Below are 17,698 nucleotides of genomic sequence, written 5' to 3' on the forward strand. Positions count from 1 at the left end.
TGCGCAGCGCTCCCGGCTTTTTTGGGGCCGCTGCGCGACCCAGCGGGAGCAAGCTCCCTCGCCACAATGAGGGGGGCGTACTTTTGCCGTTGCGATGAGTAAGGTTAGGCCCGGGGTGGTCGCGGAATCCTCACGCAGAGTTAAACAATTCGTGATAACTACACTGTTGCAAAAGCCGCACAATGCGCGAATCAAGAAGACAGGTTTCTATCAATGGATCAGCCCAAACGTGTCCTGGTGGTCGAGGACGATGCCCATATTGCCGATTTGATCTGCCTGCACCTGCGGGACGAGCAGTTCGAGGTGGTTCACAGTGCCGATGGTGACGAAGGCCTGCGCCTGCTGGAGCAAGGCGGCTGGGATGCGTTGATCCTGGACCTGATGCTGCCCGGCGTCGACGGCCTGGAGATCTGCCGGCGGGCCCGGGCGATGACGCGCTACACGCCGATCATTATCACCAGTGCCCGCTCCAGCGAGCTGCATCGCATCCTCGGCCTGGAACTGGGGGCGGATGACTACCTGGCCAAGCCGTTTTCCATGCCGGAGCTGGTGGCGCGGGTCAAGGCGCTGCTGCGCCGGGTCGACGCCATGGCGCGCAACTTGAAGATGGACGCCGGCAGCCTCGACCTCGGCCAGTTGTTCATCAACCCGCTGACCCGTGACGCCACCCTGCAAGGCCAGCGGCTGGACCTCACGCCCCGGGAATTCGACCTGCTGTACTTTTTCGCCCGCCAACCGGGCAAGGTATTCTCGCGCATGGACCTGCTCAACGCCGTGTGGGGCTACAGCCACGAAGGTTACGAACACACCGTCAATACCCATATCAACCGTCTGCGGGCCAAGGTCGAGGCCGATCCGGCCAACCCGGCGCGCATCCTCACGGTGTGGGGCCGTGGCTACAAGTTTGCCGAGCAATCGGCATGAGGCTGACCCTTACCCAGCGCCTGTCCCTGGTGTTCGCGCTGTTGCTGCTGATTTGCAGCGGCACGTCGGCCTGGCTGCAAGTGCGCTCCAACCACATGCATGAACTGGAAGTGGTGCAAGGCCTGTCCCGCGACCTCGCCGCGCACATCGCCCGGGATACGCAGTTGATGGACGCCGACGGTCTCAAGCCGGACGCGGTGCGCAACCTGTTCAGCCAGTTGATGCTGGTAAACCCGAGTGTCGAGGTGTACCTGCTGGACATTAACGGGCGTGTGGTCGGCAACGCTGCGCCCAGCGGCCACCTGCGCCGCGACCAGGTCAACCTGGAGCCGGTGCGCCGTTTCCTCAGCGGCGCGATGCTGCCGATCCTCGGCGACGACCCACGCAGCGTCGACGGCCTCAAGGTGTTCAGCGCCGCGCCGCTGCGGGTCAACGGCCAGCAGGCCGGCTACCTGTATGTGGTGCTGCTGGGCGAAGCCCATGATGTGTTCGACGCCCGGGATGCCACCGGCATGGCACTGAACATCGCCCTGTGGTCCATCGCCCTGGTGGCATTGTTGTGCTTGCTCGCGGGTTTGACCGCGTTCGCCTGGATCACCCGGCCCTTGCGGCAACTGACCGAGAAGGTCGGCCAGTTCGACATCAACGGCGCACCGAAAGTCCCGCAGGCCGTGGCGCCCGAGGTTGCCAGCCAGGATGAAATCGCCGTGCTCGACCACGCCTTCGTGCAGATGGAGAACCGCCTGGGTGAACAGTGGCGCGCCATCACCCACCAAGAGCAGGAACGCCGGGAGATGGTCGCGAATATTTCCCATGACCTGCGCACACCGTTGGCCTCCTTGCATGGCTACCTGGAAACCCTGTCCCTGAAAGACGCCAGCCTGACCCCGCAGGAACGCCGGCGTTACCTGGGCATCGCCCTCGACCAGAGCCGCAAGGTCGGCGGGCTGGCCCAGTCGCTGCTGGAACTGGTACGCCTGGAACACGGGTTTGTACAGCCGGTCATCGAAGGCTTTTCAATACCCGACCTGGTGCAGGACATTTTCCAGAAGTTCGAACTGACCGCGGAAGCCCGGGCGATCACCCTCACCGCCAGCCTGCCGCCGGTGGTGCCAACCGTATTGGCCGACCTGGGCCTGATCGAACGGGTACTCACCAACCTGCTGGATAACGCCCTGCGCCATACACCGCCCAATGGCGAAGTTGAAGTGACCCTGGCCCCCAAGTCCGGTTTTGTTGAAGTCACGGTAAGTGACAGCGGCCCCGGGATTTCGGCGGATCTGCGCGAAGGTCTGTTCCTGCGCGCCTTCACCATTGGCGGGGCTCGACGCGATGGCGGCCTGGGCTTGCGCATCGTGCACCGGATCCTACAACTGCACGGTCAGGAAATCCGCCTGATCGATGTGCCAGGACGCGGCGCGACGTTCACGTTCGCCCTAGAAACCCGAGCAGCAGTTCGTTGACCTTGGGCCCCTGTTCGTTCTGAATCCAGTGGCCGCAGTTGGCCAGGACGCTTTGTTGCAGGTTCGGCACGACGTCGGGCATGCGCTTGAGGGTGTGGGCTTCGAACACGCCGACCGGGTCGCGGTCGCCGATCAGGAACAGCGTCGGTTGCAGCACCTGCCTGCCGGCGAGGAACTCGGTACGCTGCCAGTTGCGCTCGAAGTTGCGGTACCAGTTCAACGGGCCGCGAAAGCCGTCATTGGCGAAGGTCTGAACATACACGTCGAGGTCCTGCTGGCTGCACCAGGCCGGGAGCGTACCGGGCAGCGGCACACCTTCCAGCAGCTTCGCGCTGGCGGGTTTCTTCTGCAGGAAAACGTCCTGGTCCTGCATGAACAGCCGTAATGTCCGCTCGATATCGGCATCCAGTTCCTTTTCAGCCACGCCCGGGGCCTGGAAGTACAGGATGTAATTGAAGCGATCGGCGTACAGCTCGCGCATAATCTCGATCACCGGCCTGCGGGAGCGTCCGGCGAACGGTACCGACATCGTCACCAACTGGCTGACGCGCTCTGGCTCGAGCAACGCCAGGTGCCAGGCCACCACGGCGCCCCAGTCATGGCCAATCATGACGACCCGGCGATGCCCGAACAGGTCCATGGCGCCCTGGATATCGGCGCACAGGGTCAGCAGGTCATAGTCGGCCACTTCCGGCGGCGCGCTGGATTGTCCATAGCCGCGCATTTCCGGGACAAACACCCGATAACCCTGGGCCACCAGCGCCGGAATCTGCTCGCGCCAGGAGTGCCAGCACTCGGGAAACCCATGCAGCAACCACACCGGCGGGCCGCTCTCGGGGCCGGCGATGTGCACGTTCAACTCAATGCCGTTGACCTTGACCTTCTGCTGCTGGGTTTCGCTCATCACTGGGTTCCTTGTGTGGGGTTCGCTCGCGGTATTCCCGGGGAGAACAAGCCATCACGCGCTTGAAAGCATTGCTGAAAGCGCTGTCTGACTGATAACCCAGGGACTGGCCGATCGTGGACACGCTGTTGTCGCTGGCTTTCAAGGCCTGTACCGCCAGGTGCATACGCCAGCGGGTCAGGTATTCCTGCGGTGCCAGCCCTACCCGTTGCTTGAAGTGCAAGGCGAAGGTGGAGCGGGATTGACTCGCCACGCCGGCCATTTCACTCAATGTCCAGCGCCGGGCGGGTGCTGCGTGAATTTCCCGCAGCACCGGGGCCAGCCTTGGATCCGTCAAGGCTCCCAGCCAGCCGGTGGTATGGGTGCCCATGGAAGATTGATAGAGCCGCAGGATTTGCACCAGCATCATTTGCGCCAAATGCTCGGTCATCAGCGCCGCGCCTTGTAACGGGCTGGCGTATTCCCGGGCCAGGCGATCCAGGCACCAACGCAACACGGCGGCCTGTTCGGAGTTGGCACTCACGCGCAACACCGGCGGCAGGCTGTCCAGCAACAGTCGGGCGTCGTCCCCGTAGATAAATCGTCCGCCGATCAAGAACAGATCCACCGTGGCACCCACCGTGGCGATGCCTCCCACCGCATCGGCATACACCTCACGTGCATCGAGTCCTTCAGGGCACAGATTGCTGGACAGCCTCCACGGGCGTGCCTGGGTCAACAGGAAACAATCTCCCTCATACAAGCGTATCGGTACTGCCAGCCCTTCCACTTCCAGCCAGCAACTACCCTCCACCACGGCGTTGAACTTGATGCCATCCGGCGCCGCAAAGTCAATGGCCCAGGTGCCCCCAGCCTTCAGGCCGGCGAAGGTCGAGCGATGGCTTTTTAACAGTGCCAGCACATCGGAAAGGGTATCCATAAAAGCTCCGGACGATCGCGACAGAAACACGGACTCTAGGGCATTCCGCGTCCGGGCTCCAGCGAGAGACTCTAGGCCTCCCATAAGGAGATCTTTCATGGCTGACAAACAAACCCCAATTGGCAGCGGCTTCGATGCCGGCACTACCGCCCAGCAAGCCTTGGCGGGCAGCGATTTGCAAGGCAAGACGGTGATTGTCACCGGTGGCTACTCCGGCATTGGCCTGGAAACGGTTCGCGTGTTGGTCGACGCGGGTGCGCAGGTGATCGTTCCCGCGCGGGATCCTGAAAAGGCCGAACGCAACCTCTCGGGCATCATCGGTGTTGAACACGCCAGCCTGGATTTACTCGACCCGATTTCCATCGACCGTTTTGCCGAAAACTTCCTCGCCAGCGACCGGGCATTGAACCTTCTGATCAATAGCGCCGGAATCATGGCCACACCACTGCAACGGGATACGCGAGGTTTCGAAGCGCAGTTCGCCACCAACCACCTGGGCCACTTCCAGCTAACCGCGCGGTTGTGGCCGGCGCTGCGTGAGGCTAATGGCGCACGAGTGGTTTCGGTATCATCCCTCGGCCATCGTCTCAGCCCTGTGCATTTCGATGACCCGCAATTTGAACACCGCCCCTATGACAAGTGGCTCGCCTACGGCCAATCAAAAACCGCCAACGCACTGTTCGCGGTAGCACTGGACCGACGAGGTAAAGCGGAGGGTGTGCGCGCATTTTCCGTGCACCCGGGGGAAATCCTCACCGACCTGATCCGCTACCTGGACAAGGACGACCTGGCATTCGTCGGCGCACTGGATGAGCACGGCAATATCCGCCGCGCCAGTCACTACAAGAACCCCGAGCAAGGCGCCGCGACCTCGGTGTGGTGCGCTGTCAGCCCGCAACTGGAGGGCATGGGCGGACTCTACTGCGAAGATTGCGATGTGGCCGCTTCGTCGCAGGATGACACCCGGCGCAACGGAGTAAGACCCTGGGCTGTCGACCCGGAGCACGCCGAACGTTTGTGGCTCTTGAGCCAGCAACTGTGCAGTGTCTCGTTGTAGTTTGGGGCTCTTGTGTTCATAGAGAGATCGACCACCAGCGCGGCAATAACTGCCGCACCCGCGCTTCGCCAAACCGGTCATCAATCAGCATTACCACCCCTCGGTCCTGCTGGCTGCGGATCACCCGGCCCGCGGCTTGCACCACCTTCTGGATGCCCGGATAAAGGTAGGTGTAGTCATAACCGGCGCCGAAAATCGCGCCCATCCGCAGCTTGAGCTGCTCGTTCACCGGGTTGAGTTGCGCCAGGCCCAGGGTGGCGATAAACGCGCCGATCAGCCGGGTGCCCGGCAGGTCGATGCCTTCGCCGAATGCGCCGCCAAGCACGGCAAACCCGATGCCCTGGCTGTGCTGGGTGAACTGGTCGAGAAATGCCTGGCGTTCAGCCTCGGCCATGCCCCGTGACTGCTGCCACAGCGGGATGCGCGGGTGCCGCTCGGCAAGCAATTGCGCCACTTGCTGCAGATAATCAAAACTGCTGAAAAACGCCAGGTAGTTGCCCGGCGCCTGGGCAAACTGCGCTGCAATCAGCTCGACGATGGGCTCCAGGGACGCCTGGCGATGCACAAACCGGGTGGAGATCCGGTCGACGATATGCACCCGCAGCTGCTCGGCCTTGAACGGTGATTCCACATCCACCCAGGCCGTGTCGGGCGGCATTCCCAGCAAGTCCGCGTAGTAGTGCCGTGGGCTCAGGGTTGCGGAAAACAACACGCTGCTGCGGGCCGCTGTCAGCCGGGGCCGAATGAATTCGGCGGGCACCACGTTGCGCAGGCACAGGTTTGATGAACTGCGCTTGCCGCTGAGTTCGCGTTTGCTGATGTCGAAAATGAAGTGTTCGTTGAACAGCTCGGCGACCTTGGCAAACTGCAAGGCCTCGAAGTAGAAGGCTTGCAGTTCGCCATTGAGTGCTTCGGGATGGTCGTTGAAATATTCACCCATGGCACTGGTGCACAGGCTCAGCGCCTGCAGCAGTTTGTCGGGTTTCTGGGCGTAGGCCTGATAAGGTGCCACTTGCTCCTTGTGCAGGGCATTCCACTCACGGTTCAGGCGCTGGAGCGGCTTTTTCAGCGGCTCGGGTGCGATCTCGCGCAGGGTCTTGAGCGTGTACTGGTCGAGGGCCGCGCTGTACATCGAGCGGCCACGCTCCACCAGGTTGTGGGCTTCGTCCACCAGCACCGCGACGCGCCACTGGTTGAGCTGGGCCAGGCCGAACAGCATGGCGCCGAAGTCGAAGTAATAGTTGTAGTCGGCGACCACCACGTCGGCCCAGCGTGCCATTTCCTGGCTCAGGTAATAGGGGCAGACGTCATGGGCCAAGGCGACTTCCCGCAGGTTGCGCTGGTCCAGCAGGCGCACGCGGGAAGCGGCTTCGCGGGCCGCCGGCAAGCGGTCATAAAAACCCTTCGCCAGTGGGCAGGAGTCGCCGTGGCAGGCTTTGTCCAGGTGTTCGCAGGCCTTGTCCCGCGCCACCAGCTCCAGCACCCGCAATGGCAGATCGGGGCTGCTGTCATACAGCACCTGCGCCGCATCCAGCGCGAGTTTGCGGCCCGGAGTCTTGGCGGTCAGGAAGAATACCTTGTCCAGCTGTTGCGGCGCCATGGCCTTGAGCATCGGGAAAATCGTGCCGACGGTCTTGCCAATTCCGGTAGGCGCCTGGGCCATCAGGCAGCGGCCGGTGCTGACCGCCTTGTAGACCGTTTCCGCCAGGGCGCGCTGGCCCGGGCGAAACGCCGCATGGGGAAAGCCCAGGGTAACCGCTGCGGCATTGCGGGCTTCGCGCTGGTGCATTTCCTGTTCGGCCCAGCCGAGGAACAGGGCGCATTGCTGCACGAAGAATGCCTGCAGGTCATCAGCCTGAAACCGTTGGCTGAGCAGCGTCTCGTGCTCGCCAACAATGTCGAAGTACACCAGCGCCAGGACAATCTCCGACAACCCGAGCTTCTGGCACATCAACCAGCCGTAGACCTTGACCTGGGCCCAGTGCAGTTGCCGGTGGTTGGCCGGTTGTTTGTCCAGGTCGCCGCGATAGGTTTTCACCTCTTCCAGCTGGTTGCGGTCCGGGTCGTAGCCATCCGCCCTGCCCCGGACTTTCAACTGCTGGTATTCGCCCTCCAGCGCGACTTCATTCTGGTAATGGGCGCTGCGCCGCGAGGCCACGGTGCGGTGGCCGACAATCCCTTCCTGGGCACTGGGAGACGGGGTAAAGCGCAGGTCGAGGTCGCCGACCTTGGCGGTGAATTCACATAACGCACGCACCGCAACGCTGTAGCTCAAGCGGCCTGCCCCGCCCAGCGCACATAACACACAGTGACGGGCATCTGGTGTTCGCCGCAGAACTCCAGCCAGCGCAACTGGTTGTCCTGCAGGCGATCACCGGGGCCTTTGACTTCGATCATGCGGTAGGTTTTTTCTTCGGGCCAGAACTGGATCAGGTCGGGCATGCCGGCGCGGTTGGCGCGGATATCCAGCAGCAGGCGTTCGAACCAGTGGCGCAGGTGCGCCGCTGGCAGGCAGTCGAGGGCCTGATCGAGCAGTTCTTCGCTGAGCACATTCCAGAACACGAAGGGTGACTGGATGCCCCATTTGTCTACATAACGCTGGCGAATGGTGTGCTTGTAGCGCCCATCGTCCAGTTGGCCCAGGCACTCGGCGAACAGCTCGGCGCGCCGCAGATGAAAATCCTCGCTGTGCAGGTCTACCGGCCCGCGCTGGAACGGGTGGAAAAACGACCCCGGCAACGGCGCGAAAATCGCCGGCCAGCACAGCAGGCCAAACAGCGAATTGATCAGGCTGTTCTCGACGTAATGCACGGGTGCACCATGGTCGCTGAGGTGCGCCTGTACGCAATACTCCACCGACATCATCGGTTCCGGAGCCGGCAGTTCGAGGTCCAGGCGCACGATCTCGCGGGGTTTTGCCTTGGGCAGCGCCGGCTCGCCGAGCTTGCGTCGCAGCCTGGGTATCACGCGCAGCAAGTGCTGCTGTTCGGCAGCGCTTTCCGGGGCCTGTTGCGCCTCACGGGCCAGCCCCATCGCCTGGGCAAAATCCTCCTGGCGCTCCAGCACCCGGATCAGCCGCGCCCGTGCGCCGGGATAGGTGCAGCCCCGGTAGATAGCTTCCGCCAGGGCCAACTCGGCGCTGCGCTCACAATACTGGCCCACCTGGAACAACAGCTTGGCTCGACGTTTCTCCAGCCAGGGGTTGTCGGTGTGCAAGGTAGCGATTTGTTCCAGCACGCCATCGAGTGCCTCGCCCGCTTCAAAGGCCTGCTGGCACTGATGCAGGAACAGGAAGCCGTGCACATCGTCACGGCTGCGCAAACCGCGGGATTCGGCGCAGAATTCGACTTTCTCGTAGGTAAAGATCCCCAGGTCCGCCAGCACAAATTCCGACCAGTCCTGATAGAGATTACCGAAGAACATCAGGCGCAGGCGGTCGCACAGTTCCATCACGGTGAGGCTGTAAAGCTGATCGGCCAGGTCCGGGCACCAGTGCTGGAAGTGACGCAGTTCACAAAACTGAGTTGACAGCGTTTCCAGCCAGTCCGCCTTCCTGGCCTTGGGTTGCTCGATCCAGGGTTTGAACGCCGCCAGGATTTCCGCTTTCTGCAACAGGCCGAACAACTCGCCGAACGACAACAGGCATTGATCCGTCACCCAACCCTGTTCCAGCAAAGGCACGACCGCCTCGTGCACCGCGCCGATCTCGACATAGTTGAGCTTGCCCGCCCGGAAATGCGCGCCCTTGCGCATCACCATGCGTACCAGTAACGCCTGGGATGCCTGCGGCAAGCTGTCAAATTGCTGAATGAAATGCTCTTCGTCCGGGGCCAGCAAATCGGCATAACGCTGCCCCAGCCAGGCGAGCACTTGGCGGAAGTTATGCAGGTAATAGAGCGGATCTTCTAGGGGATTGGACATTTCAGGCACTGGATCAACCACTGTTTATGCATACAGAGTGCCGTCCCTGACCGACTGTTGCAATCAGTAATAGATCAAAGGCACACGCAACTTTTTGCGTAATAATGATCAGATGGCTGTCAGCCACATTAAATGAGTCTCCCCCGACCGCTCAGGTGCGGGGTTTTCGAAGGATCAGGGTAAGGGTTATGAGCATGAAGAATTTGGGTCTGGCGGTGGGTATGTTCACGTTGCTGGTATTGGCCGGTTGCTCCACGCAGACGGTGGTGACGTTGCAGAACGGCACTCAATACCTGACCAAGGACGTGCCCAACGCGAAAACGGCCGATGGCTTCTACGAATTCACCGACATCGCCGGCAAGCATATTCGCGTCAAGGCCGATGACGTCGCGACCGTGATGAAGGAGAAATAAAAAGTGGGAGCCCGTCGGCTCCCACTTTTCTTTGCCATGATCGTTCCCACGTTCTACGTGGGAATGCATCCCGTGACGCTCCGCGTCACCACTGCGCAAGACATGAACCGTGGGTTGGCAGTTGGACGCAGAGCGTCCGGGGCGGCGTTCCCACGCAGAGCGTGGGAACGATCAATCCGTGGCGCTACTTAGCCGATGGAAACCCCATCGCCCCAAACCCCGGCGAGCCCAACGCCAACCAGCGTCACCGAGTCCGCGCCAAAGCTCAGCACGGTATCGCCCCCCACCACCTTGGCGTGGTCACGCCAGTCCGCACTGCCCTCCACGTCCCGGAACACCAGCTTGTCGGTCGGCTGATAACCAATCACCCGGTCCTGCCCAAACTGCCCGCCGAACAGAAAGGTGTTATGCCCGCTGTTGTCGCGGATCGTGTCATTGCCCCTGCCGCCCTCGATGAAATCCACACCCTTGCCACCCTGGATCAGGTCATCGCCATCACTGCCGATGATGAACGTGTTGCCCTTGTGCGGCTCGGCATTGCGGTTGAGGTCCTGCACCCAGGTATTGGCCCGGGCCGGGTCCGACAGGTTGGCCACGATAATCGTCGAGTCCCGGCTGGTCAGGTCGTAGAACTGCGAGTCCAGGACCCGCGTCATGCCATCCCCATACCCGGTGGGCAAATGAGAAAGCCAGGTGGGAACATTGACGATGGAAAACGGCAGGACATTCCACAGCGTCGACGCGTAGTGATCGTTGAAGCTGACGATATTGTCCGTGGTCGACTCATGGGGCTTGTCGTGCACGCCCAGTGACGAGAAGTTGAACGACGAGCCGTCCAGCGCGCGAAACACCGGGTCGTTTTCATAACCGATGTTCAGCACCTTGTCGCCGGCACTCTGGGTTGGCGAGGCATAGGCCACATAGTTGGAGTCCTTGTAGAACCCCGACCATTTATTGCCGCTCAGGTCGGCCATGCTGTTGACCGCCAGGCCACCCAGGCTATGACCGCTGACCACCACGTCCTTGCCCGTCAGGCCATGACTGCCGGCATACGCCGCGACATCCTTGAGCAAGGTGCCAAAGGCTTCGCCGGCGTAGTTTTTCGCGTAGTCCTTGGGCCCCAGCGCCGCCAGCAGGTCACTGACCAGATCGCCGATGGAGTCGCTGATCAAGGTTTCCCGAGGCCCCGAAGTCCCGCGAAAACCAATGCCGATTTCCAGCAGCTTGCCGTCGCCATCGTACTTGCCCAGCACTTCCACCTGCGCGGTGGTGTAGCCGGGCTTTTCACCGAAGAACGTGCCCCGGGCGTCCACCTTGCCGCCGTAGCCCAGGGTACTGGCGCTGATGGGCGTCCAGCCGGCCTTGTTGACCGCCTCGAGGGCGGCTTTTTCCGAGTCGGGGTTCCAGGGAATCCCTGGAATAACCCCCTGTGAATCGGTGCTGCCCAGCAGCGCGCCCACCAGAGTGGCGGGCAGCCCCAGGCCAAAACCGTTGTGCTGGTAACCCACGGCAAAGCCGTTGTCCAGATTGTGATAGGAGTACAGCGTGATCGCCATGGCATCGGCGAACAACGCTTTGGAGCCCTCGGTGCCGAGGTTTTTATAGTCGAAAACACCCATGGTATTGCCTCTCTTTTGTTGGAATTGTCGAGAAAGCCGAATCTGCACAAATGGACGATTGGAACCGGATCAATGTGGGAGCGGGCTTGCTCGCGAAGGCGGTGTGCCAGTCGGTGGATGGGTTGACTGATCCACCACTTTCGCGAGCAAGCCCGCTCCCACATTTCCAACTGCGGTGTTTAGAAAGCCCAGTCCAGGCTCAGCCCGACCCCATGGACTTTCTCCTTGCTGGCCAGCAGGCCGTTGTAATCCAGATTCACCTTCGCCTCCTTGCTCAACGCCAGGCTGACCCGCGCCCCCACCAATGCCGCATCACGCACCATCGACGAACTCTCCACAGTGAACGAAGGGCCGCCCGAGGCAAACGCCAGGTGCCGCTCGGAATCGACGCTGCTCAGGTTGTGCTGCCAACCCAGGGTGCCGGAAAGCTCCAGTTGCTGATGGTCATTGATATTCAAGGTTTTCAGCGCTCGAGCACCCAGGGTACTCAACACCACATCGCGGCTGTCATCCCGGCCCTTCAAGGCCGCCGCATCACCCTTCTCGGTAAACCCATCGGCATCCAGATGCACATACGCCAGGTTGGCGAACGGTTCCAGGGCCAGGGGTTGCAGGTTCAGGCGATACGCCGCTTCGGTAAACACCTGGGTACTGCGGGCATCCACCTTGGCTTTCTGCTTGCCGGCGACTTCACCGTATTGCAGCTCGCGCTTCACATCGGCGCGGTGCCAGCTGTAGGTCGCACCACCGCTCAAGCGCAAGGCACCGATTTCATGCCCGGCATACGCACCCAGGTGATAGCTGTCCACCGATGCCCGGGAATGGGTGTCGCTGCCCATGTTCAGCGATGTATCGCTGTACCCCGCCACCAGGCCTACACGGGTGTCTTCATCCAGCGCGCCGTCCACACCCGCCAGCATGCCGCCGATGGAGGTGGTGTAGCCCGCCGTATCGCTGCCGCTGTTGGTCTTGCCCCAGGCGCCCAACGCCTTGACCCAGACGTTGCCACGGCTGTCGACGGTCTGGCTCGATGCGCCCATTGCCCCTTGCTGCAAACGCTCGCCCACGGCTTCGCGCAGGTAGCGGTTGTCATTCACCAACGCGGTTTCCAGCGCCGGGTAGATCTCCCCGGACAGCTGCTGGAATGCACCCTGGGCCGAGGCCGCATTCGGCGCCAGCAACAGGCTTTCGTACACGGCGTTGCCCGCGCCCAACTGCTCGGCAGCAGCGGCCACCGAACGTTGGTTCGGGGTGGCGGCCACACTGGCAAAGGTGTTGGCATTGCGCCCCACATCCAGCTGCACGCCGTTGGCGGCGTAGTTCAGGGTACCGCCGATAAACAGATAGTTGGGCAGCACCGAACCGAAGCTGCCGGTAATCCCGCCTGCAGCCTGCAGGATGTTGTACTGGCGACCGATCAGGCTTTCGGCCTGGGTCTGGGTCAGCAGCGTCGGGCTGTTTTCCAGGGCCAGGGTCACCGTGCCGCCGCTGAGGGTGGCCTTGCCACCGGCGACGATGCGATCACTGTTGGTGGCCGACAACTCCACCGCATAGGTAGAGCCCGCCGCGAAGTTCACATCCCCGGCCACGTTCAGGGTGCCGATGGAGTTGCCCGGCGCCACGGTACCGCCGCTGTTCGCTGTCAGCGAACCAATGCGCCCGGAACCGCCCACTACGCCGCTGCTGCTGACGGTAACGTCGGAGGTGATCGAGCCATTGATCGCCAGCAACCCTTGGTTGACCAGGGTTGGGCCGCTGTAGGTATTGGTGCCGGTCAGTACCAGCGCGCCAATGCCCTGCTTGGTCAAGCCGCCATGCCCGGAGATATCGTTGCTCCACACATCCAGCCCGCAATGCACATCGGTGCACGTGCGCTGGGTCGGTTTGCCGGCATCCACCACGGCGCCAATCCCTGGCAGGTCCGCGACAAACTGGCCGGAGCCGTAGGCGCCGTCGATACGAAACTCCGCCGGGATATCCTCAGCCGTCACAAACATCCCCGGGCCGTTGATGGCCTTGCCCAGGTTGATCATGCCCCAACCGTACAGCGAGTCGATGCCCGGTGCGCCGAGGTCGGTCGCGGTGGTTTTCAGCAGCGTGGAGATCTGGTCGCCGCTCATGTACGGGAAGCGCTCCATCAACACCGCTGCACTGCCGGCCACATGCGGCGCGGCCATGGAGGTGCCGTTGAAATTGGCGTAGTCGGTGGTCAGGTTTTCCAGGGAGGTGCCGTTGATCACCGAACTGTAGATCTTGGTGCCGGGGGCCGCGACGCAGAAGCTGGCGGCATACCCGCAGCGCGAGGAAAAGGTACTGATCACGTAAGGATCGGAACTGGCGGTGTCGGGATTCTGTTGCAAGGCCGCCACCGACAGCCAGTTGGGTGCAATCTCCGGCACGAAGTACGCCAGGCCCGAGATCGCATCCGGGTTGTTGCGGTTGTAATCGTTGCCGGCGGCAAAGATCGTCAGCACGCCGCTGCGGGCCGCATCAATGGCGCCCTGATAAGCGCCACCTGCGATCGTCCCAAGGATCGGCCGAATGTTATTGAACTGCGCCTGGGCTTCATTGACCGTGAAGTTGGGGAATGCCGGATCTCGGCCGCCCTTGGCGTACTGGTCACCGATGCCGATGCCCCAGCTGTTGTTGATAATGCGTGCGCCGCTGGCCACCAGCGCGTCCCAACCGGCTTTGTAGACCGCACCGTCGTTGCCCAGGATGATCCCGTCTTCGGGGCCCGGGTCACCATTTTCGGCGCTGATGATCTGCGCATCGAACGCCACGCCGTGCATTGGCCCGCCGTCGCGGTTACCCGCAGCGATCCCGCCTACGTGGGTGCCGTGATTGCCGAGCTTGCCGTTGGAACCCAGGGAAGGCGTGCCGTCGTAGCGAAACGCGTCCCCGGCCTTCACCGGGATGTACGGGTCGGTGTATTGGCGAATGCCTTCGGTCACGAGCGTGACCACTTTGCCGGGGCTGGCGAATTCCGGATGCTGGGCATACACCGGCTGGTCGAAGATCCCCAGCTTCACGCCCTTGCCTGTGTAGCCGGCGGCGTAGGCGGCGTCTGCATGCACGGCGCCCAGGCCCCAATCGGCCTTGAATTCATTACTGCGCCAACTGGCAGCATCTCCCAGTTTTCCGGTTTCCACGTAGGGTGCGGCCTGGGCGGTACCCAGGCTGGCCAGGCAACACAGCAACGCGCCGTATGGCACGCAGCTCAGGGCCTTGAGCGGGTAGCCCGGGCCTGTTGGGATGGCGGATTGAAACCCTCGTTTTGTTTTTTTCACGGTGACCTTCCTTAGTTTTTATTGCACTTGTATAAATCACGTTTCTCCCAAGCGTCGCCGACCCAATGTGGGAGCGGGCTTGCTCGCGAATGCGGTGGCTCAGTTACAGGTGCGTCGACTGACACACCGCATTCGCGAGCAAGCCCGCTCCCACAGTTGACCTCTTTCGGCCTCAGGATCTTGCTCAGAACTGCCAGTTCAGGCTCAACCCCACACCCTGGATTTTTTCCCGGCCAGCCAATTGGCCGGTGTAGTCGAGGTTTACCCGTGTGCTTTTGCTCAACGCCAGGCTCGCCTGCACGCCCACCAATGCCGCGTCGCGCATCAACGGCGAGCTTTGCACCGCAAACGACGGCCCTCCGGCGACAAACGCCAGGTGCTCTTCGGATTCAACGGCACTCAGGCTGTGCTGCCAGCCCAGCGAGCCGGAAACGTCCAGTTGCTGGCGGTCATTGAGGGGGAAGGTTTTTGCCGCCCGCAGGCCCAGGGTGCTCAGCACCGCATCGCGGCTGTCACTGCCACGCTCCAGCGCGGCGGCGTCGCCTTTCTCGTCAAAGCGTTCGTTGTCCAGATGCACGTAAGCCAGGTTGGCGAACGGCTCCAGCGCCACCGAGGACACGTTCAAACGGTAGGCCGCTTCGGTAAATACCTGGGCACTGCGCGCATCCAGCTTGGTCTTCTGCTTGCCGCTGACTTCGCCGTACTGCAAGTCGCGTTTCACGTCGCCGCGATGCCAGCTGTAGGCACCGCCGACGCTCAAGCGCCAATTGCCCAGCTCATGCCCGGCGTAGGCGCCGAGGTGGTAGCTGTCGATGGACGCCGATGAATGCGTGCCGCTGCCCATGTTCAGCGAGCTGTCGCTGTAACCGGCCACGAGACCGGCACGGGTCTGCTCGTCCAGCGCGCCGTCGACACCGGCCAGCATGCCGCCCAGTGAGCTGGTGTAGCCTGCCGTGTCGCTGCGGCTGTCGGTCTTGCCCCAACTGCCGAGCGCCTTGACCCACACGTTGCTCTCACCGGTAACCGGCGTATGGCGCAGGCGCTCGCCCACGGCATCGCGTAGCTGACGGCTGTCATTGATCAGCATTGTGCCGATGGCCGGGTAGATTTCTCCCGACAGCTGCTGTAAACCCGACTGCGCCGTGGCTGCCGAGTCTGACCGCAGGATGCTTTCGTACACCGGATTACCGGCGCCCAACTGCTCGGCGGCCGCCGCCACCGAACGCTGGTTACGAGTGGCACCGACACTGGCGAAACTCGCATCACTGCGGGCAATGCCCAGTTGCACACCGTTGGCGGCATAGTCGAGGGTGCCGCCGAGGAACAGGTAGTTGGGCAACACGGCACCGAACTGGCCCTGGATCCCGCCAGCCGCCTGGAGGATGTTGTACTGGCGCCCCACCAGCCTTTCCGCCTGTTGCAGGCTGAGCAGGGTCGGGCTGTTTTCCAGGGCCAGGGTCACGGTGCCGCCGCCGAGAATTGCCTTGCCCGTGGCGACAATCCGGTCGCTGGTGGTGGGGGTAAGTTCGACCGCATAGGTGGAGCCGGCGGCGAGGTTTACATCCCCGGCCACCTGCAAGGTGCCCACGGAATTGCCCGGCGCCACGGTGCCGCCGCTATTGACCTGTAACGCCGCGATGCGACCGGAGCCGCCCAACGTGCCGCTGTCATTGACCGTCACCGCGGACGTCAGCGAGCCATTCACCGCCAACCGGCCGCCATTCACGGTGGTCGGGCCACGGTAGGTGTTGTCGCCCGCCAGGATCAGGCTGCCCGCACCGGATTTGGTCAGGCTGCCTTCGTAGATACGCTGGGCCGCGGCTGCAGCACGGGCAGTGCCAACGGCATAGTCCGTCTGGTCCTGCTGACTCGCGCCGGCGCCCACGCCGTTCTCCCAGCCCTTATCGCGCAGGGTTTGCTGCCAGGCCAGGGTTTCGGCGCTGTCTTCGGCCTGACGCTGGATCAGCGCCTTGTCGGAGATCGCATTGCTCCACACATCGCCCTGCCCGGCCGCCAACGTGACATTCATCGGCCCGAGCAATTGCCCGGGCCCGTGCATTGCTCGGCCAAGGTCCGGCACGCCCCAGCCGACCTGAGTGGTCGGTGCATCGGTGACCGCGCCATTGAGCTGGGTGGCCGTGGTCAACAGCACCTGCAAGGCCTGTTCGTTGTTCAGGTATGGATAGCGTTCCATCACCAGCGCCAGTGCGCCGGTGGCATGGGGCGCCGACATCGAGGTGCCGGATTTCACCCCATAACCGCCATCGGGAATGGTGCTGTTGATCAACGCCCCGGGGGTGGAAATGCACCAGTACTTGGCGATGCCGCACTGGTTGTATTTCTGGTTGTTCGCCTTGTCCAGGCCCGATACCGCCAGCCAGTGGCCTTCCAGCTCCGGCTGGAAATACGGCAAGGCCGAACGCACGCTGGCGTTGGCGTAGCCGCTGTTGCCAGCACTAAACACGTTGATCACCCCGGCCTTGGCCACCTCCGCAGCGGCATCCAGCCAGGTGTTCTGGTTGTAGTGCTGGGCATAGGCAGCGTGCAGGTCGCCAATGGTCTGGTAGCTGACATCCTTGGGTTGGCTGCCCCAACTGTTATTGATCGCGCGCACGCCGGAATCCACCAGCGCGCTGTACACCGCCTTGAAGTACTTGGGGTCTGGCGTGGGGCCGAACAGGAAGCTGTCGCTGGCGTTGGTGTTGCCGACGTAGATCTGCGCGTTGTACGCCACGCCGTGCATGCCCACGCCATCGCGGGCCGCGCCCATGGTACCGGTCACGTGGGTGCCGTGGGAGTCATTGTTTGGGTTGAGCGCGCCGGTGGTCGTGAAGGGGCTGCCATCGACATAGGTGCCACTGGCGGTGACCGCGTGATAGCGGTCTTTTGAGGCTTCGGGATGGTTGGGGTCGAAACCCGAGTCCAGGGCGCCGATCTTCACGCCACTGCCGGTGATGCCGCTCGCATAGGCCTCGTTGGCTTTCATCCGGTCCAGGCCCCAGTCGCTCTGGAACTCGGCGGTGCGCCAACTGCCGGGGTCGCCGACTTTTCCGGCTTCGATGTACTGCCCGTGGGCCGCCACTGACAGCAGCAGCAAGGAGCCTGCGGTGAAGGGTTTGAAGCGAGGTGAACCAGTGATCATGAAGAGTCCCTTTTCTTATTGTTGAAATACCTGTGGCGAGGGAGCT

Annotated in this window: 11 protein-coding genes; 4 read left to right on the plus strand and 7 right to left on the minus strand. The window is 62.6% G+C overall.

Going from position 1 to position 17,698, the window contains the following annotated elements; translation table 11 throughout:
* Window positions 1-213 precede the first annotated feature (213 nt).
* Both HX869_RS28650 and HX869_RS28655 read left to right on the plus strand, forming a co-directional pair.
* The gene (locus HX869_RS28650; RefSeq protein WP_003217086.1) at window positions 214-924 is read left to right on the plus strand and encodes a response regulator transcription factor; all 711 of its coding nucleotides are present in this window, start codon (window positions 214-216) and stop codon (window positions 922-924) included.
* Complete coding sequence (locus tag HX869_RS28655; RefSeq protein WP_008433761.1) at window positions 921-2,387, plus strand: HAMP domain-containing sensor histidine kinase; 1,467 nt, start codon at window positions 921-923, stop codon at window positions 2,385-2,387. Before HX869_RS28650 ends, HX869_RS28655 begins: the two co-directional genes overlap by 4 nt.
* Here the strand turns inward: HX869_RS28655 and HX869_RS28660 are convergent.
* Entirely contained in the window at window positions 2,350-3,291 is a 942-nt protein-coding gene (locus HX869_RS28660) for an alpha/beta fold hydrolase (RefSeq protein WP_178904021.1), read from the minus strand. The genes HX869_RS28655 and HX869_RS28660 overlap by 38 nt on opposite strands.
* Window positions 3,248-4,210 carry an AraC family transcriptional regulator gene (locus HX869_RS28665; RefSeq protein ID WP_177056037.1) on the minus strand — a complete coding sequence of 321 codons (963 nt, stop codon included), beginning with the start codon at window positions 4,208-4,210 and terminating at the stop codon, window positions 3,248-3,250. Before HX869_RS28665 ends, HX869_RS28660 begins: the two co-directional genes overlap by 44 nt.
* Window positions 4,211-4,307: 97 nt before the next feature.
* Between HX869_RS28665 and HX869_RS28670 the strand changes: the two genes are divergently transcribed.
* Window positions 4,308-5,267, plus strand: coding sequence for an oxidoreductase (locus HX869_RS28670; protein WP_178904022.1), 960 nt, complete (start codon window positions 4,308-4,310; stop codon window positions 5,265-5,267).
* Window positions 5,268-5,283: 16 nt separating this feature from the next.
* Here HX869_RS28670 and HX869_RS28675 read toward each other — a convergent pair whose 3' ends face one another.
* Both HX869_RS28675 and HX869_RS28680 read right to left on the minus strand, forming a co-directional pair.
* Complete coding sequence (locus HX869_RS28675; RefSeq protein WP_178904023.1) at window positions 5,284-7,542, minus strand: ATP-dependent DNA helicase; 2,259 nt, start codon at window positions 7,540-7,542, stop codon at window positions 5,284-5,286.
* Window positions 7,539-9,188, minus strand: coding sequence for a VRR-NUC domain-containing protein (locus HX869_RS28680; RefSeq protein WP_102369113.1), 1,650 nt, complete (start codon window positions 9,186-9,188; stop codon window positions 7,539-7,541). The genes HX869_RS28675 and HX869_RS28680 overlap by 4 nt, the downstream gene beginning before the upstream one ends.
* Before the next feature lie 188 nt (window positions 9,189-9,376).
* On the opposite strand from HX869_RS28680, the gene HX869_RS28685 reads away from it, so the two are divergent.
* The gene (locus tag HX869_RS28685; RefSeq protein WP_102369114.1) at window positions 9,377-9,601 is read left to right on the plus strand and encodes a YgdI/YgdR family lipoprotein; all 225 of its coding nucleotides are present in this window, start codon (window positions 9,377-9,379) and stop codon (window positions 9,599-9,601) included.
* Between the two features lie 188 nt (window positions 9,602-9,789).
* On the opposite strand, the gene HX869_RS28690 is transcribed toward HX869_RS28685, so the two are convergent.
* From HX869_RS28690 to HX869_RS28700, 3 genes are all read right to left on the minus strand, one after another.
* Window positions 9,790-11,220 (minus strand): lipase, encoded by a 1,431-nt coding sequence (locus HX869_RS28690; protein ID WP_178904024.1) that lies wholly within the window; start codon window positions 11,218-11,220, stop codon window positions 9,790-9,792.
* A 179-nt stretch (window positions 11,221-11,399) separates the two neighbouring features.
* Window positions 11,400-14,510 carry an autotransporter serine protease gene (locus tag HX869_RS28695; RefSeq protein WP_177054021.1) on the minus strand — a complete coding sequence of 1,037 codons (3,111 nt, stop codon included), beginning with the start codon at window positions 14,508-14,510 and terminating at the stop codon, window positions 11,400-11,402.
* A 184-nt stretch (window positions 14,511-14,694) separates the two neighbouring features.
* A complete protein-coding gene (locus HX869_RS28700; protein ID WP_178904025.1) occupies window positions 14,695-17,652 on the minus strand; it encodes an autotransporter serine protease in 2,958 nt (985 codons plus the stop codon).
* Window positions 17,653-17,698 lie beyond the last annotated feature (46 nt).

The organism is Pseudomonas sp. P7779 (assembly GCF_013386315.1).
Classification (GTDB): Bacteria; Pseudomonadota; Gammaproteobacteria; order Pseudomonadales; family Pseudomonadaceae; genus Aquipseudomonas.

Coding starts and splice junctions, on each gene's coding strand:
- HX869_RS28690 (WP_178904024.1), bottom strand. CDS start 11,220: ATGGGTGTTTTCGACTATAAAAACCTCGGCACCGAGGGCTCCAAAGCG.
- HX869_RS28655 (WP_008433761.1), top strand. CDS start 921: ATGAGGCTGACCCTTACCCAGCGCCTGTCCCTGGTGTTCGCGCTGTTG.
- HX869_RS28660 (WP_178904021.1), bottom strand. CDS start 3,291: ATGAGCGAAACCCAGCAGCAGAAGGTCAAGGTCAACGGCATTGAGTTG.
- HX869_RS28670 (WP_178904022.1), top strand. CDS start 4,308: ATGGCTGACAAACAAACCCCAATTGGCAGCGGCTTCGATGCCGGCACT.
- HX869_RS28665 (WP_177056037.1), bottom strand. CDS start 4,210: ATGGATACCCTTTCCGATGTGCTGGCACTGTTAAAAAGCCATCGCTCG.
- HX869_RS28680 (WP_102369113.1), bottom strand. CDS start 9,188: ATGTCCAATCCCCTAGAAGATCCGCTCTATTACCTGCATAACTTCCGC.
- HX869_RS28685 (WP_102369114.1), top strand. CDS start 9,377: ATGAGCATGAAGAATTTGGGTCTGGCGGTGGGTATGTTCACGTTGCTG.
- HX869_RS28700 (WP_178904025.1), bottom strand. CDS start 17,652: ATGATCACTGGTTCACCTCGCTTCAAACCCTTCACCGCAGGCTCCTTG.
- HX869_RS28650 (WP_003217086.1), top strand. CDS start 214: ATGGATCAGCCCAAACGTGTCCTGGTGGTCGAGGACGATGCCCATATT.